Origin of the sequence: Blautia sp. An249 (assembly GCF_002159835.1) — a bacterium.
In the GTDB taxonomy this organism is placed as follows: Bacteria; Bacillota; Clostridia; order Lachnospirales; family Lachnospiraceae; genus Blautia_A; species Blautia_A avistercoris.
The window spans coordinates 48,135-73,889 of sequence record NZ_NFJL01000007.1 but is presented as its reverse complement, the minus strand read 5'-3'; the positions used below and the strand labels follow the sequence as shown (position 1 = coordinate 73,889).

The 25,755-nt window shown below is 45.0% G+C and carries 24 protein-coding genes; 3 read left to right on the top strand and 21 right to left on the bottom strand.

Features of this window, described 5'->3' with window-relative positions; genetic code table 11:
- Positions 1–2: 2 nt before the first annotated feature.
- From B5F53_RS08365 to B5F53_RS08295, 15 genes are all read right to left on the bottom strand, one after another.
- Positions 3–674, bottom strand: a complete 672-nt coding sequence (locus B5F53_RS08365) for a V-type ATP synthase subunit D (RefSeq protein ID WP_087222287.1) — start codon at positions 672–674, stop codon at positions 3–5.
- A 31-nt stretch (positions 675–705) separates the two neighbouring features.
- Positions 706–2,076: a V-type ATP synthase subunit B gene (locus tag B5F53_RS08360; protein WP_087222285.1), complete on the bottom strand. Its 1,371-nt coding sequence runs from the start codon at positions 2,074–2,076 to the stop codon at positions 706–708.
- Position 2,077: 1 nt separating this feature from the next.
- On the bottom strand, positions 2,078–3,847 hold the full coding sequence (locus B5F53_RS08355) for a V-type ATP synthase subunit A (protein WP_087222283.1): 1,770 nt from the start codon (positions 3,845–3,847) through the stop codon (positions 2,078–2,080).
- A 24-nt stretch (positions 3,848–3,871) separates the two neighbouring features.
- Positions 3,872–4,192, bottom strand: coding sequence for a V-type ATP synthase subunit F (locus tag B5F53_RS08350; protein WP_087222281.1), 321 nt, complete (start codon positions 4,190–4,192; stop codon positions 3,872–3,874).
- Entirely contained in the window at positions 4,185–5,156 is a 972-nt protein-coding gene (locus tag B5F53_RS08345; RefSeq protein WP_087222279.1) for a V0D/AC39 family V-type ATPase subunit, read from the bottom strand. Before B5F53_RS08345 ends, B5F53_RS08350 begins: the two co-directional genes overlap by 8 nt.
- Before the next feature lie 33 nt (positions 5,157–5,189).
- Positions 5,190–5,783, bottom strand: a complete 594-nt coding sequence (locus B5F53_RS08340) for a V-type ATP synthase subunit E (protein WP_087222277.1) — start codon at positions 5,781–5,783, stop codon at positions 5,190–5,192.
- A 36-nt stretch (positions 5,784–5,819) separates the two neighbouring features.
- Positions 5,820–6,296 carry a V-type ATP synthase subunit K gene (locus B5F53_RS08335; RefSeq protein WP_087222275.1) on the bottom strand — a complete coding sequence of 159 codons (477 nt, stop codon included), beginning with the start codon at positions 6,294–6,296 and terminating at the stop codon, positions 5,820–5,822.
- Positions 6,293–8,314, bottom strand: coding sequence for a V-type ATP synthase subunit I (locus B5F53_RS08330; protein ID WP_087222273.1), 2,022 nt, complete (start codon positions 8,312–8,314; stop codon positions 6,293–6,295). The genes B5F53_RS08335 and B5F53_RS08330 overlap by 4 nt, the downstream gene beginning before the upstream one ends.
- A 37-nt stretch (positions 8,315–8,351) precedes the next feature.
- A complete protein-coding gene (locus tag B5F53_RS08325) occupies positions 8,352–8,753 on the bottom strand; it encodes an ATP synthase F0 subunit B (protein WP_140398228.1) in 402 nt (133 codons plus the stop codon).
- 102 nt (positions 8,754–8,855) lie between these two features.
- Positions 8,856–9,983 carry a substrate-binding domain-containing protein gene (locus B5F53_RS08320; RefSeq protein ID WP_087222269.1) on the bottom strand — a complete coding sequence of 376 codons (1,128 nt, stop codon included), beginning with the start codon at positions 9,981–9,983 and terminating at the stop codon, positions 8,856–8,858.
- A 135-nt stretch (positions 9,984–10,118) separates the two neighbouring features.
- Positions 10,119–11,156: an AI-2E family transporter gene (locus tag B5F53_RS08315; protein WP_087222267.1), complete on the bottom strand. Its 1,038-nt coding sequence runs from the start codon at positions 11,154–11,156 to the stop codon at positions 10,119–10,121.
- 48 nt (positions 11,157–11,204) lie between these two features.
- Positions 11,205–11,885: an RluA family pseudouridine synthase gene (locus B5F53_RS08310; RefSeq protein ID WP_087222265.1), complete on the bottom strand. Its 681-nt coding sequence runs from the start codon at positions 11,883–11,885 to the stop codon at positions 11,205–11,207.
- A 1,214-nt stretch (positions 11,886–13,099) separates the two neighbouring features.
- Positions 13,100–15,658, bottom strand: a complete 2,559-nt coding sequence (locus tag B5F53_RS08305; protein ID WP_087222263.1) for a YfhO family protein — start codon at positions 15,656–15,658, stop codon at positions 13,100–13,102.
- A gap of 14 nt (positions 15,659–15,672) precedes the next feature.
- Positions 15,673–17,931, bottom strand: coding sequence for a hydratase (locus B5F53_RS08300; protein WP_087222261.1), 2,259 nt, complete (start codon positions 17,929–17,931; stop codon positions 15,673–15,675).
- A 103-nt stretch (positions 17,932–18,034) separates the two neighbouring features.
- Positions 18,035–18,697 (bottom strand): B3/B4 domain-containing protein, encoded by a 663-nt coding sequence (locus tag B5F53_RS08295; RefSeq protein ID WP_087222259.1) that lies wholly within the window; start codon positions 18,695–18,697, stop codon positions 18,035–18,037.
- 87 nt (positions 18,698–18,784) lie between these two features.
- On the opposite strand from B5F53_RS08295, the gene B5F53_RS08290 reads away from it, so the two are divergent.
- Positions 18,785–19,051: a hypothetical protein gene (locus B5F53_RS08290; protein WP_087222257.1), complete on the top strand. Its 267-nt coding sequence runs from the start codon at positions 18,785–18,787 to the stop codon at positions 19,049–19,051.
- 84 nt (positions 19,052–19,135) lie between these two features.
- Here B5F53_RS08290 and B5F53_RS08285 read toward each other — a convergent pair whose 3' ends face one another.
- From B5F53_RS08285 to B5F53_RS08265, 5 genes are all read right to left on the bottom strand, one after another.
- Positions 19,136–20,485 carry a glucose-6-phosphate isomerase gene (locus B5F53_RS08285; RefSeq protein ID WP_087222255.1) on the bottom strand — a complete coding sequence of 450 codons (1,350 nt, stop codon included), beginning with the start codon at positions 20,483–20,485 and terminating at the stop codon, positions 19,136–19,138.
- Between the two features lie 115 nt (positions 20,486–20,600).
- Positions 20,601–21,191 carry a hypothetical protein gene (locus B5F53_RS08280; RefSeq protein ID WP_087222253.1) on the bottom strand — a complete coding sequence of 197 codons (591 nt, stop codon included), beginning with the start codon at positions 21,189–21,191 and terminating at the stop codon, positions 20,601–20,603.
- Between the two features lie 134 nt (positions 21,192–21,325).
- Positions 21,326–22,024 (bottom strand): 5'-methylthioadenosine/adenosylhomocysteine nucleosidase, encoded by a 699-nt coding sequence (locus B5F53_RS08275; protein ID WP_087222252.1) that lies wholly within the window; start codon positions 22,022–22,024, stop codon positions 21,326–21,328.
- 81 nt (positions 22,025–22,105) lie between these two features.
- Entirely contained in the window at positions 22,106–23,686 is a 1,581-nt protein-coding gene (hcp, locus tag B5F53_RS08270) for a hydroxylamine reductase (protein ID WP_087222445.1), read from the bottom strand.
- Between the two features lie 10 nt (positions 23,687–23,696).
- Positions 23,697–24,347, bottom strand: a complete 651-nt coding sequence (locus B5F53_RS08265) for an ATP-binding protein (RefSeq protein ID WP_087222249.1) — start codon at positions 24,345–24,347, stop codon at positions 23,697–23,699.
- A gap of 100 nt (positions 24,348–24,447) precedes the next feature.
- Between B5F53_RS08265 and B5F53_RS08260 the strand changes: the two genes are divergently transcribed.
- Positions 24,448–25,101 (top strand): Crp/Fnr family transcriptional regulator, encoded by a 654-nt coding sequence (locus tag B5F53_RS08260; protein ID WP_242970275.1) that lies wholly within the window; start codon positions 24,448–24,450, stop codon positions 25,099–25,101.
- Positions 25,102–25,109: 8 nt separating this feature from the next.
- On the opposite strand, the gene B5F53_RS08255 is transcribed toward B5F53_RS08260, so the two are convergent.
- Positions 25,110–25,361, bottom strand: a complete 252-nt coding sequence (locus B5F53_RS08255) for a hypothetical protein (protein WP_087222247.1) — start codon at positions 25,359–25,361, stop codon at positions 25,110–25,112.
- A 103-nt stretch (positions 25,362–25,464) separates the two neighbouring features.
- Between B5F53_RS08255 and B5F53_RS08250 the strand changes: the two genes are divergently transcribed.
- Entirely contained in the window at positions 25,465–25,710 is a 246-nt protein-coding gene (locus B5F53_RS08250) for a TIGR03905 family TSCPD domain-containing protein (RefSeq protein ID WP_087222245.1), read from the top strand.
- Positions 25,711–25,755: the final 45 nt, after the last annotated feature.

Below are 25,755 nucleotides of genomic sequence, written 5' to 3'. Positions count from 1 at the left end.
TCTCAGGCTTCCCTTACAGGTCTTTCGCTGTAATGGTGCGCCTCTTCCAGCATCATATCTTTTACCTTCATCAGACGAATCTGAGTACTTCTCTCACTTTCATCCAGCTTCATGGTAATGTATTTGATATTCTCCTGTGCTTCCGGAATAATTACGTGCTCCAGAGCATTTACACGTCTCCGCGTTTTCTCAATTTCTGCTGACATTAACTGACAGGCCTTTTCACTCTCTGCAAGCTTCAGCATATCCGGCAGAATATCTGCCAGAGATTTCACCGCGCCGTCCAGATCACTGGAAGTAAATGCAAACCCGTAAGAATAAATATCATTTGCGTCAGAAGTCCTGGTTTTATATTCAAAAACGGGAATATCCACACTCATTACATTCTTCTTATCGGTTTCCAGATATACTTCCTGTTTGGGCGCCATCAAAGCAGTGTTTAACGTCTCCTCCGACATCCCTGCCTTTGCAATGACAAAGTTGGTATTGGCCGAGCGGATACCGGCTTCTACTTTCACACGGAGTCTCATATTTTCCCGTACCAGATCCAGAAACTGACGCATCAGCTCATCTCTTTTATCCTTTAAAAGCTTATGGCCTCTCACGGCAGTTACCAGCTTTTTCTTCTGCCTGGTCAACTCCATTCGGGTCGGATTTACCTGGGTAGATGCCAAATCCTTCACCTCCTACTGTCCACGGTTCTCCTTATTTCCCATAATACATATCCAGGAATTTATCGTCAATACGTTTCAGCTCGCTTCTCGGTAAAATGGAAAGCAGTTTCCAGCCAATTTCCAGAGTTTCTTCAATATCACGGTTAGCGTCGTAACCCTGAGATACGTATTCCTTCTCAAAGGCATCTGCAAATTTTGCATAAATCAAATCCACATCGGAAAGAGCTGCCTCTCCCAGAATGGTCATCAGCTCTTTTGCCTCTTTACCACGGGCATAAGCGGCAAACAGCTGATTCATGGTATTGGAATGATCCGCACGGGTCTTTCCTTCTCCGATTCCCTTATCCTTCAGACGGGACAGAGACGGCAGAACGTCGATGGGCGGTGTTACGCCTTTTCTGTATAACTCACGGCTTAAGATAATCTGACCTTCCGTAATATAACCAGTCAGGTCAGGGATAGGATGCGTCTTATCTTCTTCCGGCATGGTCAGAATCGGAATCATGGTGATACTTCCGTCCTTGCCTCTCTGACGACCGGCTCTCTCATAAATGGAAGCCAGGTCTGTATACATATAACCGGGATAACCGCGGCGTCCCGGAACTTCCTTACGGGCTGCAGATACTTCACGCAGAGCGTCTGCATAGTTGGTAATATCGGTCAGGATAACCAGAACGTGCATTCCTTTTTCAAAAGCCAGATACTCGGCTGCGGTCAAAGCCATTTTCGGTGTGGCGATACGTTCTACTGCCGGGTCGTCAGCCAGGTTAATAAAGAGAACGGTTCTGTCAATCGCTCCCGTCTCTCTAAAACTTTCCACAAAGAAGTTGGATTCTTCAAAGGTAATACCCATAGCTGCGAAAACAACGGCGAACTGTTCGTCTTTTCCCCGTACCTTTGCCTGTCTGGCAATCTGTGCCGCCAACTGTGCATGGGGCAGACCGGAAGCAGAGAAAATCGGAAGTTTCTGTCCACGTACCAGAGTATTCAGACCGTCAATGGCAGATACACCTGTCTGAATAAATTCTTCCGGGTAACTTCTGGCCGCCGGATTCATTGGCAGACCATTTACATCTCTTCTCTCATCCGGAAGAATTTCAGGACCATCGTCGATAGGACGGCCCAGACCATCGAAGACACGACCCAGCATATCTGCAGATACACCCAGCTCCATGTTTCTTCCCAGGAATCTTACTTTACTGTTAGAAAGGTTAATACCGGTGGAGTTCTCAAATAACTGAACCAGAGCGTCCTGTCCGTTAATTTCCAGTACTCTGCAGCGGCGGGTTTCCCCATTGGCCAGTTCAATTTCGCCCAGTTCATCAAAGGCTACGTCTTCTACCCCTCTTACCAGCATCAAAGGACCTGCAACTTCCTGTATGGTTCTGTACTCTTTTGGCATTTTACTGGTCCCCCTTTCCTAATACATTTGCAATTTCTGCTGCCAGCGCGTTGGAAACCGCTTCGTATTCGCTGGTCAGATTCTGTTCTTCCGTATATTTATAACGTCCGATTTTTTCTCTTACATCCATTTTCACTAAATCATTGATCTGTGCTCCCTGTTCCAGTGCTTCCCGGGATTTTTCATAGAAAGCAAGTACAAGAAGCATCATATAATGCTGTTTTTCCAGAGAAGTATAGGTATCAATCTCGTGGAAAGAGTTCTGATGAAGGAAGTCCTCACGGATTGAGCGCGCCGCTTCCATTTTCAGTCTGTCCTGGGGAGACAGAGCGTCCATACCTACCATCTTTACGATTTCATCCAGTTCTGCTTCTTCCTGCAGAAGGGTCATCATCTTCTGGCGCAGTTCCATCCAGTCTTCCGCCACATTTCCATTGAACCAGGGGCCTACATTATCCAGATACAGGGAATAACTGGTCAGCCAGTTAATCGCAGGGAAGTGGCGCTTATAAGCCAGGTTGGCGTCCAGTCCCCAGAATACCTTTACGATACGCAGGGTTGCCTGGGATACCGGCTCGGAAATATCTCCGCCCGGAGGAGATACGGCGCCGATAGCGGTCAGGGCACCTTCTCTTGCATCCTTGCCGCTGCAGATAACATGTCCTGCACGTTCATAGAACTGAGCAAGACGGGAACCCAGATACGCCGGATAACCTTCTTCACCCGGCATTTCTTCCAGACGACCGGACATCTCTCGAAGAGCTTCTGCCCAACGGGAGGTGGAGTCTGCCATCAGCGCTACGGAATACCCCATATCACGGAAGTATTCTGCAATGGTAATTCCTGTATAAATGGATGCCTCACGGGCAGCCACAGGCATATCCGATGTATTTGCAATCAGAACCGTTCTTTCCATCAGGGACTGTCCTGTCTTGGGGTCTTTCAGTTCAGGGAACTCATTCAGAACGTCTGTCATTTCATTTCCACGCTCGCCGCAGCCGATATAAACCACAATATCCGCTTCCGCCCATTTTGCAAGCTGATGCTGGATAACCGTTTTTCCGCTTCCGAATGGTCCCGGAACGGCAGCCACACCACCCTTGGCAATCGGGAACATAGTATCTACGACTCGCTGTCCTGTAACCAGAGGCATCTGGGGAGGCAGTTTTCTCTGATAAGGACGGCCTTTACGTACCGGCCATTTCTGCATCATGGTCAGTTCTTTCTCTCCGTCTTCTGTGGAGAGAACCGCAACTACTTCTTCTACAGTAAATTCGCCGCTTTTAATTTCTTTTACAGTTCCTTTCATTCCCGGAGGAACCATAATTTTTTGTGTTACTACAATCGTTTCTTCTACGGTACCTAAGACGTCTCCGCCTTCCACCTGATCTCCTGCTTTGGCAACCGGGACAAATTTCCATTTTCTATCCCGTTTCAGAGAGGGAACTTCCACGCCTCTCTTTAAGCTGTTGCTGTTGGATACTTTCATAATATCATCCAGAGGACGCTGAATTCCATCGTAAATACTGGTAATCAGTCCCGGTCCCAGTTCTACGGATAAGGGAACTTCCATGGATTCTACCGGTTCACCCGGTTTCAGTCCGGAAGTCTCCTCGTATACCTGTACGGAAACTTCATCCCCGTGAATTTCGATGATTTCACCGATTAATCGCTGATTACTTACACGAACCACGTCGTACATATTCGCATCTCTCATGCCCTCAGCGATAACCAGCGGTCCTGCCACTTTTTTAATTGTTCCTACGCTCATTTGGACAAATCACCTGCTTTCCTGTCATTGATTACTAAAGAGAATATCTGAGCCAACTGCCTGTTCCACGGTTTTCTTAACTCCTTCCACACCCGCTTTGGTGTTTCCGGAAATACCCGGAATCTGTATAATGGCCGGCAGTAATTCTCCCCGGAATTTCTCAATTTCCTTCTCCAGCTTCGCTGCCAGAGATTCTGTAATATAGATTACCGCATAATCTCCTGCCGTAATCCTGTTAAATTTCTGTTTTGCTTCCTCCTGGGTCTGTACAGGAAATGTGTCCAGCCCCAGTGCAGCGAAACCATAGATACTATCGTAATCGCCAATCACTGCAATCTTATACATACATCTCCCTTACCCTTTCCCGGATGGATTCCTCCGGCAGTTCGTTGAGCTTGCCGGATAGAATAATTCTTACCGTTTTAATTTCGTTTTCCCGTGCCAGTACATAGGCAACCAGAGGACCTATTGTAAATGAATTATAAAGCTGCGGATGAATCGTCTGAATAATCCGGTTATCGCACCAGCGTTCAAATGCGGAAGGAGATTCTGCCAGAGCCTGAGCCCCTTCTGCATAGGCGGTTCCCGATAAGTATTCTCCGATGGCGTCCATGCCGCTTAGTGCAGCCCGCGCCAGTAGTTCCACACTGACAGAATCGCATTCTGCCATTGCTTTTTTCATAAAGTCCATTGTTTTTGCGGTTTTCTGTGAACGCACTGCAATCTTAATATCAGCCACTGCCACAGTTGACTCCGCATAATCGCGGATAATCTCGTCTTTCGATTCTTTCCCGGCCTGATAGATGGCATCCAGCGCAGCCCGGTCAATAATAATATCACAAAGCTGCCCGTCTCTGGTATGAAGCAGTGTCTCATAAGCTTCTTTTGCCGCCTCCCTCATATTCTCGGGAAGCCTGGAAAAATCTTTGGCAGAAATGATCTCCATCATTTCCTCTCCGCTGACTGCAGTATCTTTATAAAAAATATTTGGATTTTTTTCCTCTGTGGCAATTTCTTTAATGGCTGCTTTCAGGTTATGGAACAGATCCGGATAAGTAAGCACGTCAAACACTGACATATCTTTCACAAGCTCCCGCATCAGTTCCCAGGTTTTCTCTTTTTCCCGTGTTAAGATTGCTTCCGCCTCCATAGGAGTATCCGCTTCTCCCCAGCCCTTTTCCACTAAAAACTGCAGACACTGCTTCTCGTCTTTACACGCCAGAAGCTGTTCAATTGTGGCCTGTGAGAATAAGGAAACCTCCTTGGCTCGAATTCGCGCTACCGCGTAGGTATATTGATTGTCCGACATAGTATCATAACCTCCTTTTCGCGGATCTGCGCTTTATGCAAACAATACCTTATGCACCCTGTCCTGTAATTCCTCTTTTCTGGAATCAAACATGGCTTTTATGGAACAATTTTCCTCAATTCCTCCATAAACCAGAATAAATCCGCCGTCTATCTTTCTGGCTGTTTCAGACAGAGAAAGCTGACCGCCCTTTTCCCGGGCAATCTCTTCCATCTTCTTTGCAAATCCGGAAGGCATCCTGTCTAAGTCTTTCTGAGAGAAGTAAATTTCCCCTTTCTGAGCCAATACAAATTTCTCAAGCATTTCTTCTACACATTTAAAGTACTGACTTTCTTCCTGGGAGATAAACTTTTCATATGCCTGGGCTAATACCTGTGAAATAATTTCCTGTTTTGCCTCCAGCAAAGCCGTTCTTCTCTTCAGGTCTGCAGAAGAAGCTGCTCTTTCCTTATAGGTTTCAATTTCATCCTGAGATTTTTTCAGGATCTCTTCTTTTTTCTTATTGGCCTCTTCCCTTGCCTGGTTCATGATCTCTTCCGCTTTTTCGCGGGCCTCTTCCAGGGTTTCTTTGGCGGAGTTATTCGCTTCATCCAGAATCTGGTTAATCATTTTATCTAATCCTGTCATTGAAAGCTCTCCTTTTCCTTATGGTTACCGCCTGATTTAAACTGGAATTGCATTTACCGCCAGAATAGAAATCAGAAGGGCTAAAATTGCATAGGTTTCAACCATAGCCGGGAAAAGCATTGCTTTACCGAACTGATCCGGTTTCTTTGCAATAATTCCAATGGCTGCGGCAGAAGTCTGTCCCTGAGATTTACCGGAGATCAATCCGACTACACCGATAGGAAGACATGCTGCTAAAATTAACAGACCCGTTTTCGGATCTAAAGCGACCGGAGTTCCTCCTAAAAGACCGATTTTAGAAAGAGTAATAAATCCAACCAGCAGTCCGTAAATACCCTGAGTACCGGGAAGAAGCTGCATGATCAAAACTTTCGCAAATTTACCGGGGTCTTCTGTAACAACACCGGAAGCTGCCTGTCCGGCAATTCCTACTCCAATGGATGATCCCGCGCCTGCCAGCAATACCGCAAGAGCTGCTCCCAACAATGCATAAACTAAACCTAATTCGCTCATAAACTCGTTTCCTCCTTAATATCTACATATTTCGTTTTTGATTTAAATGGCTGGAACGGTCTTCCGCCGCCTTCATAGAATTTTCCGAAAAACTCCACAAACTGAAGACGGTTGGTGTGTACGTAAGCTCCCAGCAAGTTAATCGCCATATTAAAGATATGGCCGATAATAAATACAATAATAAATACGATTGCGCCAATAATTCCTCCGCCCATCATACTTCCCATTTTGTTGATAACGGAAGCAATAACTCCTGTTGCCAGACCCAAAGCCAGCAGACGGGAATAGGAAAGCACATCGCTCAGCCAGCCGGTAACATTATAAATATCGTATGCCCCCAGCGCCAGACGGAGAGCCGGATTCTTATTGTCCCTGCCGGACATCAACAGCAGCCCCAACGCACCGATAATCGTCAGCGCTTTAGCCAGGGTATTGGCCCATGCCGGAAATACAATATTCATCTGTGACATGGATACGAAAATCTGACTTGGAAGAAGCATCAGAATCAGTCCAATTAAAAAGCAGTACCAGAGTACCACATCGCAGAAGAAATCCAGATACTTCTTATCCCGAATACACAGGTATCCTTTGATTCCCAACCCGGTAAAAAGATGAATCACACCGAACAGCATACAAAAGATTAATAACTTCATAGGATTGCTCAATGGCTCAAACCAGAGCGGTTTTAAAACTATTTCATGTCCAAAGAATACTCTGGATACCACCGCTATGGCGTCTCCGAAAAATCCTCCGAACATCAGTCCCCAAAACAGTGTGGATAGTCCGCAGTACATAAACATGCGAAGTGTTTTCTGCATGCTTTCTTCCATTCTCGGGAACTTCTTCAGTGCAATGGCGCATCCGGCGAATACCAGAATCCCATAAGCCGCATCCGAAAGCATAAGTCCAAAGAAAAAAATATAAAAGACTGCCATGATGGAAGACGGATCAAATTCTGAAATCTGCGGTAAGCCATAGGAACTTAAAACGCCTTCCACAGATCCTGCCACCTTATTATTTTTCAAAAGAATCGGCGGCTCTTCCTCTTCTTTCAGGTCTTCAATATCCACTACTAAATCAAATTTCTCAGTCAGATGATCTTTCAGGGCCTGCGCCTGTCTGGCCGGAATATAACCGCTGAGAACGAAGGTCTGTCTGGACTGAGGCAAATCCCCCAGCACCTCATATTTCTGCGCTCTCATTCGGTAGTAGTCGGAAAGGATTTCCAGTTCTTCCCTTTTCGGGGCGTAACTGATAATTTTTTCTTCTATCTGCTTGATTTCTCCCTGCAGATCTGCAATCTCCTGTTCCAGTTCTTTCTTCACTGCTGCCGGCTCCCGGCGGGTACTTAATGCAGGTCTTGCAAATCCTGTGGTTCTGAGAGCTTCCTCCAGCCGGGCAGCCTCAGAGCGTATACAGACAGCCGCAATACAAATCTGATCTTTGTCCTTTGAGATACACTGAATATCAAATGCCTCCAGCTCAGGATCTTCCTTTGCCAGATTCTGATAGATTTCATCCAGCGTAACTTCTCCCCCGATACTGCCGATAATAACAGCCACCTTCTCAGTTCCACTGAAGGACAGGGGTACATCCAGATTCATCCACGGAGCCAGAGCCTCAATTTGTGTTTCTTTTTTCACAATTGACGCTTTGTTTTCTGAGAGTTTTTTCTTCAAGCTTAAAAGCTGATTTGCCGTCTTTACAAGTTCTGCCTGACCGGATACCACCGCTTCATACTTGCTTTTTTCTACCAGCTCTTTTCCTGCCAAAGAAGAAAACATGGACTTCTTCTGAGGACTGTATTCATCCAAAATTTCCAGAGCGTGATCTGCCAGTGTTGAATTTTTTTCAAATTTCTGTCTGGCTTCCGTCGTGTTCATCTTGTTCAGTCCACTCTCTTCCAGATTCGCAGTATTAACTTCCATAACTCCCAATGACTGCAGCTCCTCTAATATGGCTTTACGGTTTTTCTTCATCGCGCAGATACTAAATCGTTGCATCTGCAATATTGCCATATCCACATTCCTCCTTTACTGTCAATTTCCTGATGGCTCAATACAATCCCGCAAGAACCTCCAGAATTGCCGCCTCACTCTTCTGGAAAGCCTGATTCTTCAGATCCTCGATTTCTTTTTCGACCTGTTTCTCTGACTCCTCCTGCATATTTAAGGCTTGGTTTCTGGCTTGTTCCAAATCAGATGCTGCTTGTTTACGGGCGGTCTGCTCTTCGCTTTCTATCAAAAGCCGGGCCTGCTCCACTGCCTGTTCTGTCAGTTTTTCGGCCTGTTCTTTTGCTTCTTGTAGAATTTGCTCGGCTTTCGCTTCCGTTTCCTTCACAACTTGTATCGTTTCCTGTACCATCTGATCACCACCTTTGTCGTTATATAGTAAAATCTTACCATAAATATTTTTAGTAAGCAACGATTTTGGACGAATTTGATAATTTTTAATCAATCTTTTTCAGTTTCTCTGAATATTTTTTCTTTCAAAAGAAAAAGCAGGAACTTTTTCTTAATTTTAGTTCCCGCTTTATTTTCTCCAAATTTTCTGATTCTATTAATATAAATATTTCTGATATTCTTCCAGCCCCAAACTGTCCGCATCAATCCAGGCAGTATCTACATAAACATTCTTTTCCTCCAGTCCTTTTGTTCCCGCATCCAACGACTTCAGCGCCATACAGATTGTCTCCACGCCCATCTGGAAGGGCTGCTGGGAAACCATGCCGATTTCCGTTCCGTCTTCCACTGCCTTCTGCTGACCGGAATCCCCGTCAAAGCCTGCCACTTTCAAATCCAGATCCGGATATTCTCCCAGAACTTCCAGAAAGATATCCGCAATCTCCATGTTCGTGCAAAATACTCCTTTCAGATGGGGATACTGTTCAATAATCCCTTTGATAACCGTCTTAATATCTCCGCTGCGAAGTTCGTCCTGATAAACCGTCTCTACAACTTTCACGCCGGAATGTTTCCCGATTTCTTCTGTGAAACCTTCTACTCTCTGTTTGATATTCTGTGCCTTCCCCAGTTGGGAAAATACAGCGATCTGTCCTTCTTCTTCCAGCTCTTCACATAATTCTTTCGCTGCCAGAGCTCCCGCCGCTTTATTATCGGTACCGCAGTAGCCTGTAATCCCTTCACTGTTTACACCGGAATCAAACAGGATCACCGGAATTCCGTTTTCTCTTGCTGTATCAATCTGAGCCTCACAGGAATCCGCATCGATTGCCGACAGACACAGTACCGAAGGATTCTCTGCCAGAACAGCATCGATAATATTAATCTGGTCCGTCACATCCGCCTCATCGTCCGGACCCTCGAAGGTCAGTGTTATCTTTTCGTCTTTTTCCAGTCCGTTCTCTGTGTTTATTTTCTCAACAACGGCTTCCATCCCCTCTTTTATCCGCTCCCAGTATTCGCCTTTTTCCGATTTTGCAACTACTGCAATCTGTGCGCCTTTCTCCACAGGCACTCCTTCCAGAGACAGAACTGCTTCTTCCTCCTCTGTTTCCGGAGATGCCGAAGGGGTAACTGCCGTCTCCTGTTTCGCCTCTTCCTGAGTCTGTACCGCACTTGAAGAAACCTGTGTGCTGCTCCTTTCCGCCTTCGCACTCTGTACACATCCTGCCATCGTTCCCAATAATACTGCGGTACACAGAATTACTGCCAATTTTCTCTTCACTGTTTACCTCTCCTTTATCCGGTAAAAATCCGACCACAGCGTGGGTGTACACCGACGCCTCTATTACTTTTTTCATTATACACAAAAAATAGAATCCGTCTATAGTTTTCATACTTTTTTCATTTTTACCTGTTTTCAGTCCCACACGTCCCATTCTTTGCCAACTTCATAAACCACAGATAAAGAGAGCGGTCCCAGTATAAATCCCAGAGGACCATAGATCCAAAAGCCCACATATACAGAGGCAAGAATCACTACAGGAAAGATCCCCAGGCGTTTCCCCAACAGCCTGGGCTCCATAAATTCCCGAATAAGGCTGGTCACCACATCCAGAGCCACACATCCTATGGCAATGCCGTACTCGCCCCGAACCAGAAAAAGAAGGGCCGCCGGATAGAGAAAAGTTCCTGTGCCGATTACCGGCAGCGCGTCCAGAAGTCCGATCGCGCACCCCAGCACCAGATAATAGGGGCTTCCCATCATCCAGAATCCCACACAGCAGACAGCGGCCACCGAAATTATAATCAGAAACTGGGCTTTTAAATAGACTACCGTAGTCTTCTTCAGCCTTCTTACCACCCTTCGCGCTCCCCTAAGCATAGAGTATTCCTGTATCCTGCGCTTCATCACTTCCATATCCCCAAGGAATAAAATTCCGCTTATCAGTGTCACCACCACTGCAGACAAAAGAAGCAGAACGGATTTCAGGCAGGATACCGCCCGCAGAAAAGCCTCCGGCCGGAAACTCTCTGTCATTTTCTTTTGCACTGCTTCCATGCCGCCAAGAATATACTCCCGGCTAATTGAGCTGGATATTCCCAGCAGGCTCTCCAGACTTCTGCAGCATTGATCCAGCAGATTCTCCAGCCAGTCTGCCATCCGGTCATAATTGGCCACCGCCGTCTTAATCTGCTGGAAAAAGATCCCGGCCCCTTTCCAGAACAGCAGACCCAGGATGCCTAAAACCGCAATCATCAAAACGGTTCCCGTAACATTTTTGGGGATATGAGTTCTTTTTTCAATTTTTGCACACAGAGGATATACCCAGGATGCCAACGCCCAGCCAATTAAAAAAGGAATTAAAACTGGCAGTAAATACCGAAAGGATAAATAAACGCCAATTATAATTCCTGCAATACACAGTCTCCGTTTCCATTCCACCTGCAATCTCATCACCACACCTTATGACATTTGCTTTTAGTATGAGAGGATGGCAGAATTTTATTCCATTTCTATAACAGTAGCGAACTTCTGAAAAATTTCCATTTCCGGTTTTTTCCGGAAACACAGTTTCTTTCCTGTTGCAGGATGGGTAAACTCCAGCTTCCAGGCGCAAAGTGCAGGGAAAATTTTTCGTCCAAACTCTGCTGTTGCCAGGGGGTTGTACTTCTGGTCTCCCCATAGGGGAAAACCAGCATGTGCCGTCTGCACACGAATCTGGTGATGCCGTCCTGTCCCCAGCTTAACCTGAAGCAGGGCCTTTTCGTCCTTTTCTTCCAGAACCCGGTACTCCAGATATGCCCTTTTGCTGCCCCGTGTTCCTTTTTTTACAACCTGAGACGTATTTCTGTCTCTGGATTTCATCAGATAATCTTCCAGTTTCCCTTCTTTTTCGGAAGGAACTGACTGGGTTACCGCCAGATAGTATTTCTGAATTTTCTGCTCCTGCATCTGTCTGTTTAATCCTTTGGCCGCTTCCGGACTTTTCGCAAAAACCAAAAGTCCCTCTACAGGCTGATCCAGTCTCTGGATAATTCCAAGATAGGGAGATCGCAGATAGTTTTTCAGCATGCTTTCCAGGTCCTGCACCTGAATATTGGCACTTTGTACCGGGATTCCGGCTTCTTTATAACACACCAGAATTTCCCTGTCCTCGTAAATAATCATATCTTCCGGTTTCATCTTCTTCGCTCCTTTTCAGACTTAGTATACCCTATGGTTCACAAAAGGGAAAGAAAAATATCCGAAAATCCTTTTACGCACAAAAGACGACCATCATTTTCTTCTTCAAAAATGACGGCCGTCTTAAAAATCTTCATTATTCAATTTATTTTTCCTCTTCTTTGGCTTATTGATATAAACTCAGAAACTTCCGAAAAATTTAACTTAAACGTTTCTTCCCTTTCTTTTATTTATATGTAGTTTCATTCTATATTCAATTATTTTTCAATAATCTTTTTATAAAATTTTACCATTCCTGCTCATAACGATTTGATTGACATCTTCTCATTATTTAGAAAGTTCTATAGATTTTTTAAATTATAACTCACGATTTATAATTTAAGTTTTTGTAAAGGTCTCCATCCTATAAGATATAAGCAATTCCAAATCCACTCTTCCGATTTGATACTGCCTCTCTTTTTTGGTATGCGCCTTTCTTCTTACTGTCCTTCTGACAGCTTCTGATGCAAAGTTTCGATTCATATTTTATATGGATCTCAAAATATCTTGCTTATATTTCTCTTTATCTTCTGTCGAATTTTCTTATTTTAATCATTACAGAATGTGTAAGACTTTTTATCTTTACGCTTCTAAATCAATCATAAAATCTTTTTCTCAATCATTGATAAAGGTACACTCTATATAAGTAGTTATACTTTCTGAAACGATATTTCTTTACATATCTTTCAGATCCTTTGTATCAGCTTTGTGATTACTATTCAATATGAGTACCAGCTTCTATAACCTATCATACACTTCTAATCTTCATTTAAGATTTTTCTCCTACTGTTTCTCTTGTATCAGGTCTTTCTTGCAGGAACTGCCAGGTATAATCACTCTCATATTGATAATTGTTTTCTTACTTTCCCACTGGAATCTACCTCCTATCCATTTACTTTCATCCTCTTCATGTAACATATATACTATGAATGGAATGTTTTTCTTTTGTATAAGCTTGTTTCTTTTGATAGTTGTATCATACCAGACCCCTTTATATTTGTCAATACATTTTTTAAATATTTTTCCAATAAATTCTCTTTGTATATTATTTCATTGTTTAAACTGTTTATTTATTCAAATTTTCCTTTCTTTTCTGATAATTTATTTTTCTTTAATATTCAGACTCCTTTTAAAATAACGCAGGACTCCTTTTCAGGAACCCTGCGTTATATATTTTACTTCCGTTTTTTTCTGTGACAGTGCACAAGACAGAATCCCAGGATTCCCAGACTGCATGCACTCGTCAGGATTCCTCCTTTCCACCCCGCCGGCTGATACCTGAGTTCTATCTTATGCGTTCCCTTGGGCACTTTTACGGTCAGGAAGGTATCAAAGGCTGTCTCCGTCCCGGTTTCTTCCCCGTCTATACAGACATGCCAGGAAGAATCTGAAGGAATGGTAAAGAGCATGGTATCTCTGGTCCCGTCATTTTCCACGGTTCCTGTGATCTTCGTATCCTCTCCCTGAATATCCCGTAGAAATCCGCCCTTCAGGGAATCATAATACTGCTGCATTATGTCCATGTTCTGGCTGTAAAATTCCGGTTCACCCATAAACACCTCTTCCTCCTGCAAAGAAAAGGTCAGCGTTACCTGTTCCCCTTTTTCAAAACTTCCCAGACGCATAATGTCATACTGATACACGTCAAAGTAAGCTCCCAGATACCTTCCGTTTACGGCTGCCGTTACCTTTTTCATCTGAGAACAGGGAATGTACGCAAATACGGGATCTGTATTCTGAGCCGTAAAAATATACTGGATATAGCCTGGCTTTTGCGGGTCTGTTTTCCGGTAATGAGTTTCCCCGTTCTCCTCTGAAGGAATCACATTCACCGTTTTTATCCCGAAGGCTCCTTCCGGCTCAAACAATTCTTCCTCTGTTTCGGGACTCAGGGCCTTCCATATCTGATTTTGCAGTTTCAGTTTCTTTTCTTCATCTATTCCCGTTTTCGTAACGCCGCTGTCGGCCAGAAAACCTATAGGAAGTGCATACTGATTTTCATAAACAGAAATCCCCTGATACTCCTGCATCTTTTCATATCCCTGTCCGAGCGTGTCCCTTGTAAGCACATATTTAACCCCCAGCAGAGCATCCATTGCATAAGTACTTCCCCGGTTATAATAGCTCCAGTTTCCGTTATTACGAAATCCGGTCTGGCCCATAAAGTACTTTACAAAGTCTTTTTCCGTAGAGCTGTAATGGGAAAGCCCCCGGTATCCGAAGAGCATGGGATCGTTCTGGCCTCTGGAAAAGGTCTTCTCCATCCGGTAAAATCCATAGTCCTGTTCCTTCACCAAATCCACTGCTGCCTGGGGATCTTTCACTTCCTGTGCATAGGTCTCGGTTCCCTGATAGTGAAATTCCTCCAGGCAGTACCGGCCATTAAGAAAAAGTTCTCCAAGGCATAAAAGCGCCAGCAAAATTCCTGCTGCCTTCTGAGATTTTTTCTCCCGGTAAACGAGCCACAGCAGACCGCTTCCTGCAAATATTCCTGCACTGAGAAGAAGTTTTTCTTTGGTCAGGAAGGTGGCGTTTTGGTGAAGAGCCCAGTAAGCAAGCCCTGAAAACAGCGCCAGAAGTACTCCTGTAATCAGCAGAAGACGTTTGCCGTGTTCCTTTTGCAGTACGCCGGCAGCCTCCCGGGCCAGCAGGATAAGGAAGGCACAGAATACAAAGCTGTACCGGTAGGGAAACCAGGCCGGATAATTCAGACCGTGCCAGATTAAATTGAATCCGTCTATATAAAAAGACAGATATAATACTACCATCACCAGCGCAGCTGCCAGTTTCTTTTGCAGGGAAATTCCTTTTACCAGAAAGAAAAGACAGGCCAGAAACAAAACGCCCATTCCGCAGAAAACATTGGGAAGTCCTGTCTGAATCTCCCTATAATCGAAACTTCCAATAAAAAGCTTCAGGAAAAAGTCGCTCCAGTGGAAACTTTTTTGTAAACTTAATACATCCAGAGAAAAACCGGCCTTTCCTCCCTGCAGAGAGAAGAACACGGGAAGAAGCAGAAAACTGCTCAGTCCCGCCGCCAAAACAGAACCTCCCGCAAATTTTCCCAGGGTTTTCCCCACTTTTTCCTGTCTCTCTCCTGCCAGCAGCAGATAACAAAAATAAATGGCGGAAAAGATACAGATCATAAATCCAATATAATAATTGGTTAAAATAGATCCGGTCAGGGCAAAGACATACAGAAGGAAAGGTTTCCCTTCCATAATCTTATGAATCCCCCACAGTACCAGAGGAAGAAGTAAAACTCCATCTAACCACATCAGGTTCTGCTGATACACAATCCCATAGGACATCAGAGCATAGGAGACAGAAAAGAGCACCGTCATCCAGGAAGATTTTTTTCTGCTTAGAAACAGATTCATGGTCAGTCCGCAAAGTCCCAGCTTTAACAGGGTAAGAATCTCAATTCCCACCGGAAGCATCTCTGTAGAGAAGAAACACAGAACCACGTTCAGAGGACTTAATAAATAATAAGCGGAAAGTCCTGTCATATCTCCACCCAGAGTTTTGGAAAACGTGTAGAAGAAACTGTGTTCTCCCTTCAGAATTTCTCTTAAGTAAGAAAAGAAGGTCACATACTGGTTGTTCATATCAATGGTTAAAATATAAGAAGGGCCAAAGGGGTAAATCCCCCTGGCCCAGTAAATACCTAACATAACAACCACAGGGAGGCAAAAGGCTCCCAGAGAAATAACAACTGCTTTTTTCTTATCCATTATTATCTCTTTTCTTATTTTCGATTATAGTTAATCAGGCATCCTTTTAAAATAATTTCTCTTTCATCGTCGGTCAGCTCACCTAAAGTAACCGTAAATTCTTTCAATCCGTTTTCTTCTGCCACATAGCCGGTAATGGTCTCTGCCTTTTCTTCCACCGCTTTGCGAATCTGTGGGAAGAACAGATAGTCGCCGTTCTTAAAGGGCAGTTCTCCTTCCGGAATTAAGAAAGGAAGCATACCCCAGTTAATCAGGTTGGAACGATACCGTTTCGTCGCATACTCATTGGCAATATTTGCCCAGCCGCCCAACACTTTCTGACAGGACGCTGCCTGCTCCCGGGCAGAACCGTCTCCCGGTTTTACTGCAAAGATGGTGCTTCCTACACCTAAATTGCCTTTGCCTGCTTCCGGGAATTTCTGATTTATCACTTCCATAACCGGTTTCAGTTCTTCTAAAGCATCCAGCGGACACTTTCCTTCCTGAATGGCATGCTGTGCTTTCTGCACTTCTTTGGCTCTTCCCACGTAAGCCGGGTCTTTTCTGGAGAGGGTAAACTCTGCCAGTCCCAGAGGATTGGAACGGTAAGAAGAAGTCTCTCCGGAGGGAATCAGTTCGTCTGTGGTGGTCACCGGATCATGAATCTCAGAAACCACTTTCAGCACCAGATTCTCTGCCAGGCTGGGCATCTGGGGCCAGTCTTTGATGTTTGGTCCGAACTGGATTTCCACTGAAGGATCTGCCACACCATGGCTGTCAAATATACGGTTCTCATAAATCGTCTTATCAAAGAAATATTTCTGGTTGGTATAATCTCCCGTAAATTCCTCTGCGGAAGTAAGGAAGCCTTTGTTCGCTGCTGTAGCGGCAATAGAACGGGCATCCATTAAGGCAACAGAAGAAATCTGGCCGTTCTGAATCTTAGATCCTTCACGGTTCGGGAAGTTTCTGGTAGTGTGACGGATACTGAAGGCATTATTTGCCGGAGTATCTCCTGCGCCGAAGCACGGACCGCAGAAAGCGGTTTTCACTACTGCGCCCGTAGCCAGAAGATCTGCTAAGACGCCGTTTTTCGCCAGTTCCATATAAATCGGCGTACTTGCCGGATAAACACTTAAAGTAAAGGCGTCTGCTCCGATGCTGCTGCCCTTTAAGATGTCTGCTGCCGCACAGATATTTTCAAATCCGCCGCCGGCACATCCTGCAATAATTCCCTGATCCACATAAAGTTTTCCGTCAACCACTTTATCCTGAAGGCTGAAGTCGATCTTTCCGTCCAGGCTGATCTGGGCCTTCTTCTCTACTTCATGTAAAATATCACCCAGGTTTGCCTTTAACTCATCAATGGTATAGGTGTTGCTTGGATGGAAAGGCATTGCGATCATCGGTTTAATCTCGCTTAAATCGATCTCAATCATGCCGTCGTAGTAAGCAGTCTGTCCCGGTTTCAGCTCTTTATAATCTTCGCTTCTTCCATGAATTGCATAGAATTCCTCGATTTTGGAATCTGTTTCCCAGATAGAAGACAAACAGGTGGTCTCTGTAGTCATAACGTCGATGCCGATTCTGAAATCTGCACTTAAGTTCGCCACGCCCGGACCTACAAATTCCATTACTTTATTCTTTACATAACCGTTGTTAAAGACTTCTCCGATAATGGCCAGAGCTACGTCCTGGGGGCCTACGCCCGGACGCGGTTCCCCTTTCAGATATACAGCTACAACTTTCGGCATATTAATGTCGTAAGTCTGCTCTAAAAGCTGTTTTACCAGTTCCGGTCCGCCCTCTCCCATAGCCATGGTTCCTAAAGCGCCGTAACGGGTATGGCTGTCGGAGCCCAGAATCATTTTTCCGCCGCCGGCCAGCATTTCACGGGCATACTGGTGAATGACTGCCTGATGAGGAGGCACATATACGCCGCCGTATTTCTTTGCACAGGTCAGTCCGAACATATGATCGTCTTCGTTGATGGTTCCGCCAACTGCACACAGAGAGTTATGGCAGTTTGTCAGCACATAGGGCACCGGAAATTTTTCCAGTCCGGATGCTCTGGCTGTCTGAATAATTCCGACGAAAGTAATATCGTGGGAAGTCAGTTTATCAAATTTAATCTGAAGCTTTTCCATATTGCCGGAGGTATTGTGTTCTTTCAGAATCCCATAGGCAATGGTGTTTTTTGCAGCTTCTTCTTTGGAAACCGGAAGAGGCGCCTGTCCCTCTTCTATGATCTCGGTTCCATTTACAAGATATACACCGTTTTCATATAATTTCATAAATCTATATCCTCCTCGTTTCGTTCACAGATCCGTTTCGGGCCTTAATGTTTTTCATTATAGTAGATTTCTCTCTTTATGTAAAGCTCGGACGCTCTTTTTTCTACAGAATCAGCGCTTCTTCAAAGCTTTCACTGCCGCAGTAAATTCTCAGCACCCGTTTCATCTCTTCCATCTCTGTCTCCAGACTGAGGGCTCCCAGACCATAGATACACATAAGAACTTCTTTGGTCTCTTCGCGAATCATGGCTCTCGTGCTGTCGCTGGTTGGATTTCCAAAAGGTCCCTGTTCATCCTCCAGCACCGGAAGAAACTCCACATTAATCTCTTCCTTTCCGATTCCCCTGTAACAGCTACCCGGTTCTGCCACTTTCCAGACAATCTCCTCTCCAATCTGAGCCGTATCGTAAACTCCCATGGAATAGCCTGTCTTCAGGGATACCAGATTGTTACAGTCTACTACGTTATTAATATAGTAGAGTCCCTTTCCCTGGCGGATTCTTCTGTGCATGGCCTCAGAGGATCCCCGGTATCGTCCCGGCTCTTTCCCAAAGGCCTTGTAGGCTTCCCTGGTATGGGCAATGGGTTCTCTTTTTGCAATTTCACTGTTTGTGGGACAGGTCTCCTGTATCCTGTCTTCTGTCTTTTTTAATTCATTTAATAACTCTTTTGGGCTTTCTTTTACCTGTACCCGACACTGTACGCAGGCCAGGACTGCCTTGGGATATAATTCCTTTAATCTTGAGTCTATCCTGATGTTTTTCATCTTTCCTATCTACTTCTCCTTTACATTTGCATGCTTTGCGTCTATACTTATAGACATTCGAAATTCCATGAAGGGCAGGTTTTTAAAATGTTTCGACTGTGGGGTAAAATTTTTAAAGATAACCGTCTTCTTACGGATACGGTCGCCTGTGATGACACCGACAATAACCGGACGAAAAAAGTCTTTGACTGTCTGGAACAGATTTGTTATGACCTGGATCTGGGGAATCCCATCTGGCTGGATTCTACAGTCAATGAGTTTAAGCGTCATGCAAAGGCCCGTTTCTTCCAGGATAACTTTATCGAACACATTGATTTCGATTTTCTGGAGATTCAGGTAATTGAAGAAGACTGACGGTATATACAAAGGATGCTGCAGAAAAGAACTTTCCCTTCTGCAGCATCTCTTTCTTTTAAATTTCTATATGAATTTATCGGATTATAATCTCTTTAATAATTCTTCTCTTTCCTTTTCGAATCCAGGTTTTCCAAGGAGGGCAAACATATTCTTCTTATAGCTTTCCACTCCCGGCTGATTAAAGGGATTAACTCCCAGCAAATATCCGCTTACGCCGCATGCAAACTCAAAGAAATAGAACAACTGTCCAAGATAAAATTCATTTCTTTCCGGAATATCTATCCGCAGATTGGGAACGTTACCGTCTGTATGCGCCAGAATCGTTCCGTTCATTGCGCTCTTATTTACGAAATCCACACTCTTTCCTGCCAGATAATTGAGGCCGTCTAAGTCTACCGGTTCTTCATTAATAAGAAGTTCATGTTCCGGTTTCTCCAGATTCAGAACGGTTTCAAACATAATTCTGGCTCCATCCTGAATAAACTGTCCCATAGAGTGCAGATCTGTGGTTAAATCCACAGCGGCCGGGAAAATTCCCTTCTGATCTTTTCCTTCGCTTTCTCCATAGAGCTGTTTCCACCACTCATTTACATAGTGAAGGCTTGGCTCATAATTTGCCAGAATCTCCACGTTTTTCCCTTTTCTCAGGAGAATATTGCGTACTGCCGCATATTTCACTGCGTCGTTTTCTTCAAAGTCCTGATTCAGAGCCATTTCTCTTGCGGAAGCTGCGCCTTCCATTAATTTGTCAATGTCTGCGCCGCTGACCGCGATAGGCAGAAGTCCTACGGCCGTCAGTACGGAGAAACGTCCCCCTACATCATCCGGCACTACAAATTCTTCATAGCCTTCTTCATCCGCCACTTTTTTCAGAGCTCCTCTGGCTTTGTCTGTGGTAGCATAAATTCTGGCTGCAGCTCCTTCTTTGCCATATTTCTTCTCCAGGATTTCTTTAAACACACGGAAAGCAATGGCAGGTTCTGTGGTAGTTCCTGATTTGGAAATCATGTTAATGGAGAAATCTCTGTCTCCCACAACATCTATCAGCCCTTTGATATAATCCGTGCTGATACTGTTTCCTACAAAGTAAATCTCCGGCGTTCTGCGCGCTTCTTTGGAAATATTATTATAAAAACCATGTCTTAAAAACTCGATGGCTGCCCGTGCTCCCAGATAGGAACCTCCGATTCCGATTACCAGGAGTACATCGGAGTCTTCCTGAATCTTCTTCGCCGCTTTTTTGATTCTGTCAAATTCTTCTTTATCGTAATCCACCGGCAAATCAATCCATCCCAGGAAATCATTCCCTGCTCCTGATTTACTTACCAACGTCTCTTTCGCAGCCTGTGCCAGCCCTTTCATGGCTTCCATCTCATGGTCTGCGATAAAGCATCCTGCTTTTGAATAATCAAATGTAACTTTGCTTCCCATACCTCTCATCGCTCCTTTACCTTTTTGCGCCTATTTGCGCTCTGAGAATAGTATAGCAAATTTTGTCAGTTACCACAAGCAAATGACCACGGAATTCCTTGTTTTTGTACAATTTTCATGTCATAAACTCCCGTATAATTTCGCGCATAATCTCTTCCTCCTCCGGAGACAGCATTTTGCTGAAGTGGCTGCCCGCGGCTGCCGTTTCACGGATACTGGCTGCAATCTGTTCTACCATTTCATTTTGCATTTCCACACTCATGTTCTCACCCGGATCTTCCTCTATCCATTTTTTCGTCTTGTCCACGTAATCTGCAAGGGAATCTGTCAGCAGCTCTTCCTTATACGCAAAATCCAGTCCCTGCCTGCAGACTAGCAGAAGCAGCGGAACAAAGGCCCCCGCGTACACATACCACAGGGAAATTCCTTCCTCCATTTTCAGGGATGCGGAAAATGCAATGGCCGCTCCCAGACATAAGAAGTTTATCAGAGACGGATACCATACCCACCGGTTCATCCGGCGCATCAGCCGATCCCGGCTTTTCCATAAATTAAGCCACTTTTCTTTTAAATTCGATAAGTGGCCGGTGCTTTTTAATCTTCTTCTGTAGGTAAGGTGGGTGGCTGCCATCCCCAAAACCCCCAGGGTTCCTGCTGCCACCATACAATAGAGTAAAATGTGCATGTCCATGAGTTTGTCTAACATAATACCCTCCTTTTACATTCGTACTGATATTATATCGCCGTACCTGGTATTTGAAAATAAAAATCGTTCGACAAATTCCTGGAAAAGCTGCAGTTTTAAGGGATTTTCGCCGCCCTGTCCTTCAAGTATTCTCTTTACATTTCTTCTATCATGGCAAGGGTTAAGTTCACGCAGTGTTCAATGGCTTTCTTCTCAAAAGTACTGTAATCCACTGTGGCGCTGTCATCTGCCTTATCAGAGATTGCGCGGATAATCAGAAATGGAATCTGATTCAGGTAAGCGGCCTGTCCGATTGCCGCTCCTTCCATTTCCACACAGAAGCCTCCGAACGTCTCTACAATATCTGTCTTTACTTCTTTAGAGGAAACAAACTGATCACCGCTTGCAATTCTTCCTTTAAATACGGAAATATCCGGATTTACTTCTTTACACTTTTTCTGTGCAAGGTCTGCCAGTTCCTCATCTGCTGCAAAAGACAGAGTCTCCATTCTGGGAATCTGACCCCTCTCATACCCGAATCCTGTGGCATCCATATCGTGCTGCAGCACATCCTGAGATACCACAATATCTCCTATATTAATCTCATTATTTAAGGAGCCTGCAATTCCGGTATTCAGTACGGCATCCACCTGATAATCATCTGCTAAAATCTGGGTACATACCGCCGCGTTTACTTTCCCGATTCCGGAACGTACAACTACCACCTGTTTTCCCCGGAGGATCCCCTCCTGAAATTCCATGCCTGCCTTCTTTTTGCAGGTTACCTGCTCCATCTTTTCCTTTAAGCTGGCAATCTCTTCTTCCATTGCTCCTATAATTCCGATACGATGCATATTTCTAACCTCTCTGCTTTTCATTTTTCTTCATTATAGCAAATCTGTTTCCCGAAGAAAAGCAGTACCTGGACGGAAAGATTAGCCCAGAATTGTTTTCAGGTCCTCTTCCGGGGTTGTAGTAGGATGGATCTGGAAGTTTTCTACCAGGTATGCGGCCACTTTCGGGGAAAGAAAGGCCGGAAGAGTTGGTCCCAGGTAGATATTCTTTAAGCCCAGATGAAGGAGAGTCAGTAAAATGCAGACTGCTTTCTGTTCATACCAGGAGAGCACCAGGGTAAGGGGAAGTTCATTTACCTCACACTGGAATGCCTGAGAAAGAGCCAGAGCTACCTGGATCGCGCTGTAAGCATCGTTGCACTGTCCCATATCCATCAGCCGGGGAAGTCCCTGAATGGTTCCCAGATCCAAATCATTGAAGCGGTACTTTCCACAGGCTAAAGTTAAAATCACGCTGTCATCGGGCGCCTGTTTCACAAACTCCGTATAATAGTTTCTTTTGCTTCGTGCTCCGTCGCATCCCCCCACCAGGAAGAAATGGCGGATACTGCCGTCTTTGACTGCCCCGACTACCTGATCAGCCACACTGAGAACCATATCCCTGGCAAATCCGGTGGTCACCTGAACTCCTCCGTTTACTCCGTAAAATACCGTATCCTCTTCATAGCCGCCAAGTTCCAGCGCCTTCTCAATGACAGGCGTAAAGTCCCTGTCTTTTCCAATATGAACGGCTCCCGGATAACGTACACAGTCAGAAGTAAATATCCGGTCTTCATAACTTTCTGCCGGAGGCATCAGACAGTTGGTGGTAAAAAGAATGGGGGCCGGAACACTGGCAAACTCTTTCTTCTGGTTCTGCCATGCAGTTCCGAAGTTTCCCTTTAAATGGGAGTATTTCTTTAACCCGGGATAGGCATGGGCAGGAAGCATTTCTCCGTGGGTATAAATGTGAATCCCTTTTCCTTCTGTCTGTTTCAGAAGCTCCTCCAGTTCCAGCAGATCATGTCCTGATACTATGATGAAGGGTCCTTTTTCTACTGTCATAGAAACTGTCTCAGGTCTTGGATGTCCGTAGGTTTCCGTATTGGCCCGATCCAGAAGCTCCATACACTTTAAGTTCACGGCCCCGGTTTCCATTACCACAGGAAGGAGTTCTTCCATGCTCAAATCTTCTCCCAGGAGGAACAGCGCCTTTGCAAAGAATGTATCCACCTCTTTCTCCCGATACCCCAGTATCCGGGCATGATACGCATAGGCTGCCATTCCCCTCAGTCCGAATAAAAGCAGGGATTTCAGACTGCGGATGTCTTCCTCTGCCTCCCAGATATTCTTTACATCATAATCTTCCATTCGTCCACAGGGAGAATCACATTCCTGACAGTTTTCTCCTGTCTGGCTCTTGCAGATACGAACCCGCTCTATCAGTTCCTTCAGGGATTTATCATCGAAGTTCACGTTGGTCAGCGTCGCAAACAACCCTTCCTGCATCAGTTCCAAAGCTTCTGAGGAGGCTTCCTGTCCTTCCCATACTCTGGCAAGCCCGATTAAAGCTCCAGTAAGTTCATCCTGAAGATTGGAAGTTTCTTCCGTCTTCCCGCAGACACCGGCGCACCCGCTGCATCCCGTCCCGTTTGCTGTCTGTTCACACTGAAAACAAAACATTTTTTCCATTTTACTCTTCTCCTTTTCTTATTGATACGATCTTTCCCTTTGCTGACAGGGTCGCTATCCGGCAGGGAATCTCCCTTTTGCTCATTTGAACTGCCCCCAGAACCGCCCTCTCCAGACCGCCGCAGCACGGAACTTCCATACGTGCGACCGTTACACTTTGAATGGCATGCTTCTGAAAAAGAAGAGCCAGTTTTTCCCGGTAATCCACAGGATCCAGTTTGGGACATCCGATTAAAGTTACGCGTCCTTTCATAAACTCTTCATGGAAATTCCCATAGGCATAGGCGGTGCAGTCTGCTGCAATCAGAAGATGTGCCTTCTGAAAACAGTCCGCCTCCGGCGATACCAGACGAATCTGTACCGGCCACTGACTCAGACAGCTTTGCCCCTGACCGGATTCCGGGGAAGTTTCCGGCTGTTTCTTCTTTTCCATAACCGCTGCTTCATCATAAGCTTTCGCTTCTCTTTCAACAATTTGAATGGCATCTGTGGGACAGACCGGAAGACAATCCCCCAAGCCGTCGCAGTAATCGTCTCTGAGAAGTTTCGCTTTTCCGTTTACCATGGCGATTGCCCCTTCATGGCAGGCGCCGGCACATAAGCCGCAGCCGTTGCATTTTTCCCGGTTTATCTCAACAATCTTCCGTATCATAGCTTCCCTCCTACTTGTATTTTCTTGACCTTTTAAGGGCATTATAATAAAATAAATCCAACAAGTCTGTTGGATTTACAACAAAAAGGAGGAAAATTTTTTGATTGATTATACGAAATTAAGACACACGCGCCTCTTTCAGACCATGACCCCTGAAGAAATTGCTTCTATATTAGACTGTCTTCATGCCCAGTACCGGGAATACCCCAGGGGTTCTCTCATTTTTCAGAGAGAGGATATTCTTCTGGAGATAGGAATTGTAGTAAAAGGCAGCGTTCACCTTTTAAAGGAGGATTACTGGGGCCGCCAGTCCCTGCTCACTCACATAGAGGAATACGGGATGTTCGGAGAAGCTTTCGCTGCCCTTGGCGCTCCTTTAACCTTTGATGTCCTGGCGGCTAAAGATTCCTCCATCCTGTTTCTGAATGTACGCCGTATCTTAAAGAGCTGTTCTTCCGCCTGCCGGTTTCATCAGCGTCTGATCCAGAATCTCTTTCTGCTTCTGGCAGAGAAGAACCTGGAACTTTCCGGCAAGGTTTCCGTTCTGGCTCAGCGTTCCATCCGCAGTAAGCTCATGGAATATCTGTCCTCCCAGGCAGATTTGCATCATTCTTTTTCCTTCACTATTCCCTTTAACCGCCAGCAGCTGGCAGACTATCTCTCTGTAGATCGCAGCTCCATGACCGTAGAACTGCGTAAAATGGAACAGGAACACATCCTGAGGTTTGATAAAAACAGGTTTGAGCTTTTGTGAAATGTGGTTTATTCTTCATCCATCAATATACGGTACAGCCGCTTTCCTTCTGCTTCATCTGATGTCCTTCTGTTGGTATTAATTATTTCGACTGTTAAATCTTGCTGCATTCTCTGGGCTGCCTGCTTCGTAGAAGTACTTTCATTCAATTTTAATACTGCTATTTTATAAGCCAATTGCGTCCCCGCTGAAAATAATAGTGGATTTTTCTTAATGTCCAAATCTAATATAAATGACCACCTCCCTGTCTTAAATGACATTTTTCCTATGTCTCTGCATTGTCAAAAGCCCGTATTCTCTGTTATAATAACTGCCTGATGAATCTTTATATAAGAAATGTTTGTTTGAAAGGAGGAACCCGACATGATTTATAAAACTAAAGGTGTTTGTTCACAGGCCATTGAAGTGGAAATACAGGATCAGGTAATTAAAAAGGTGAATTTTATCGGCGGATGTCCCGGAAATACTTCCGGAATCGCTAAACTTGTAGTGGGTATGTCTCCCCAGGAAGTAATCGACAAGCTGGAAGGCACAACCTGCGGTCACAGAAAAACTTCCTGCCCGGATCAACTCTCCCTGGCTTTAAAGGAAGCCTTAAAGGAACAGTAATTATAACAACCACCAGGCTGCTGCCGGGAAAACATTCCTGCAGCA

Coding starts and splice junctions, on each gene's coding strand:
- B5F53_RS08360 (WP_087222285.1), bottom strand. CDS start 2,076: ATGCCAAAAGAGTACAGAACCATACAGGAAGTTGCAGGTCCTTTGATG.
- B5F53_RS08355 (WP_087222283.1), bottom strand. CDS start 3,847: ATGAGCGTAGGAACAATTAAAAAAGTGGCAGGACCGCTGGTTATCGCT.
- B5F53_RS08350 (WP_087222281.1), bottom strand. CDS start 4,192: ATGTATAAGATTGCAGTGATTGGCGATTACGATAGTATCTATGGTTTC.
- B5F53_RS08345 (WP_087222279.1), bottom strand. CDS start 5,156: ATGTCGGACAATCAATATACCTACGCGGTAGCGCGAATTCGAGCCAAG.
- B5F53_RS08340 (WP_087222277.1), bottom strand. CDS start 5,783: ATGACAGGATTAGATAAAATGATTAACCAGATTCTGGATGAAGCGAAT.
- B5F53_RS08335 (WP_087222275.1), bottom strand. CDS start 6,296: ATGAGCGAATTAGGTTTAGTTTATGCATTGTTGGGAGCAGCTCTTGCG.
- B5F53_RS08330 (WP_087222273.1), bottom strand. CDS start 8,314: ATGGCAATATTGCAGATGCAACGATTTAGTATCTGCGCGATGAAGAAA.
- B5F53_RS08315 (WP_087222267.1), bottom strand. CDS start 11,156: ATGAGATTGCAGGTGGAATGGAAACGGAGACTGTGTATTGCAGGAATT.
- B5F53_RS08310 (WP_087222265.1), bottom strand. CDS start 11,885: ATGAAACCGGAAGATATGATTATTTACGAGGACAGGGAAATTCTGGTG.
- B5F53_RS08305 (WP_087222263.1), bottom strand. CDS start 15,658: ATGGATAAGAAAAAAGCAGTTGTTATTTCTCTGGGAGCCTTTTGCCTC.
- B5F53_RS08300 (WP_087222261.1), bottom strand. CDS start 17,931: ATGAAATTATATGAAAACGGTGTATATCTTGTAAATGGAACCGAGATC.
- B5F53_RS08295 (WP_087222259.1), bottom strand. CDS start 18,697: ATGAAAAACATCAGGATAGACTCAAGATTAAAGGAATTATATCCCAAG.
- B5F53_RS08290 (WP_087222257.1), top strand. CDS start 18,785: ATGTTTCGACTGTGGGGTAAAATTTTTAAAGATAACCGTCTTCTTACG.
- B5F53_RS08285 (WP_087222255.1), bottom strand. CDS start 20,485: ATGGGAAGCAAAGTTACATTTGATTATTCAAAAGCAGGATGCTTTATC.
- B5F53_RS08280 (WP_087222253.1), bottom strand. CDS start 21,191: ATGTTAGACAAACTCATGGACATGCACATTTTACTCTATTGTATGGTG.
- B5F53_RS08275 (WP_087222252.1), bottom strand. CDS start 22,024: ATGCATCGTATCGGAATTATAGGAGCAATGGAAGAAGAGATTGCCAGC.
- hcp (WP_087222445.1), bottom strand. CDS start 23,686: ATGTTTTGTTTTCAGTGTGAACAGACAGCAAACGGGACGGGATGCAGC.
- B5F53_RS08265 (WP_087222249.1), bottom strand. CDS start 24,347: ATGATACGGAAGATTGTTGAGATAAACCGGGAAAAATGCAACGGCTGC.
- B5F53_RS08255 (WP_087222247.1), bottom strand. CDS start 25,361: ATGTCATTTAAGACAGGGAGGTGGTCATTTATATTAGATTTGGACATT.
- B5F53_RS08250 (WP_087222245.1), top strand. CDS start 25,465: ATGATTTATAAAACTAAAGGTGTTTGTTCACAGGCCATTGAAGTGGAA.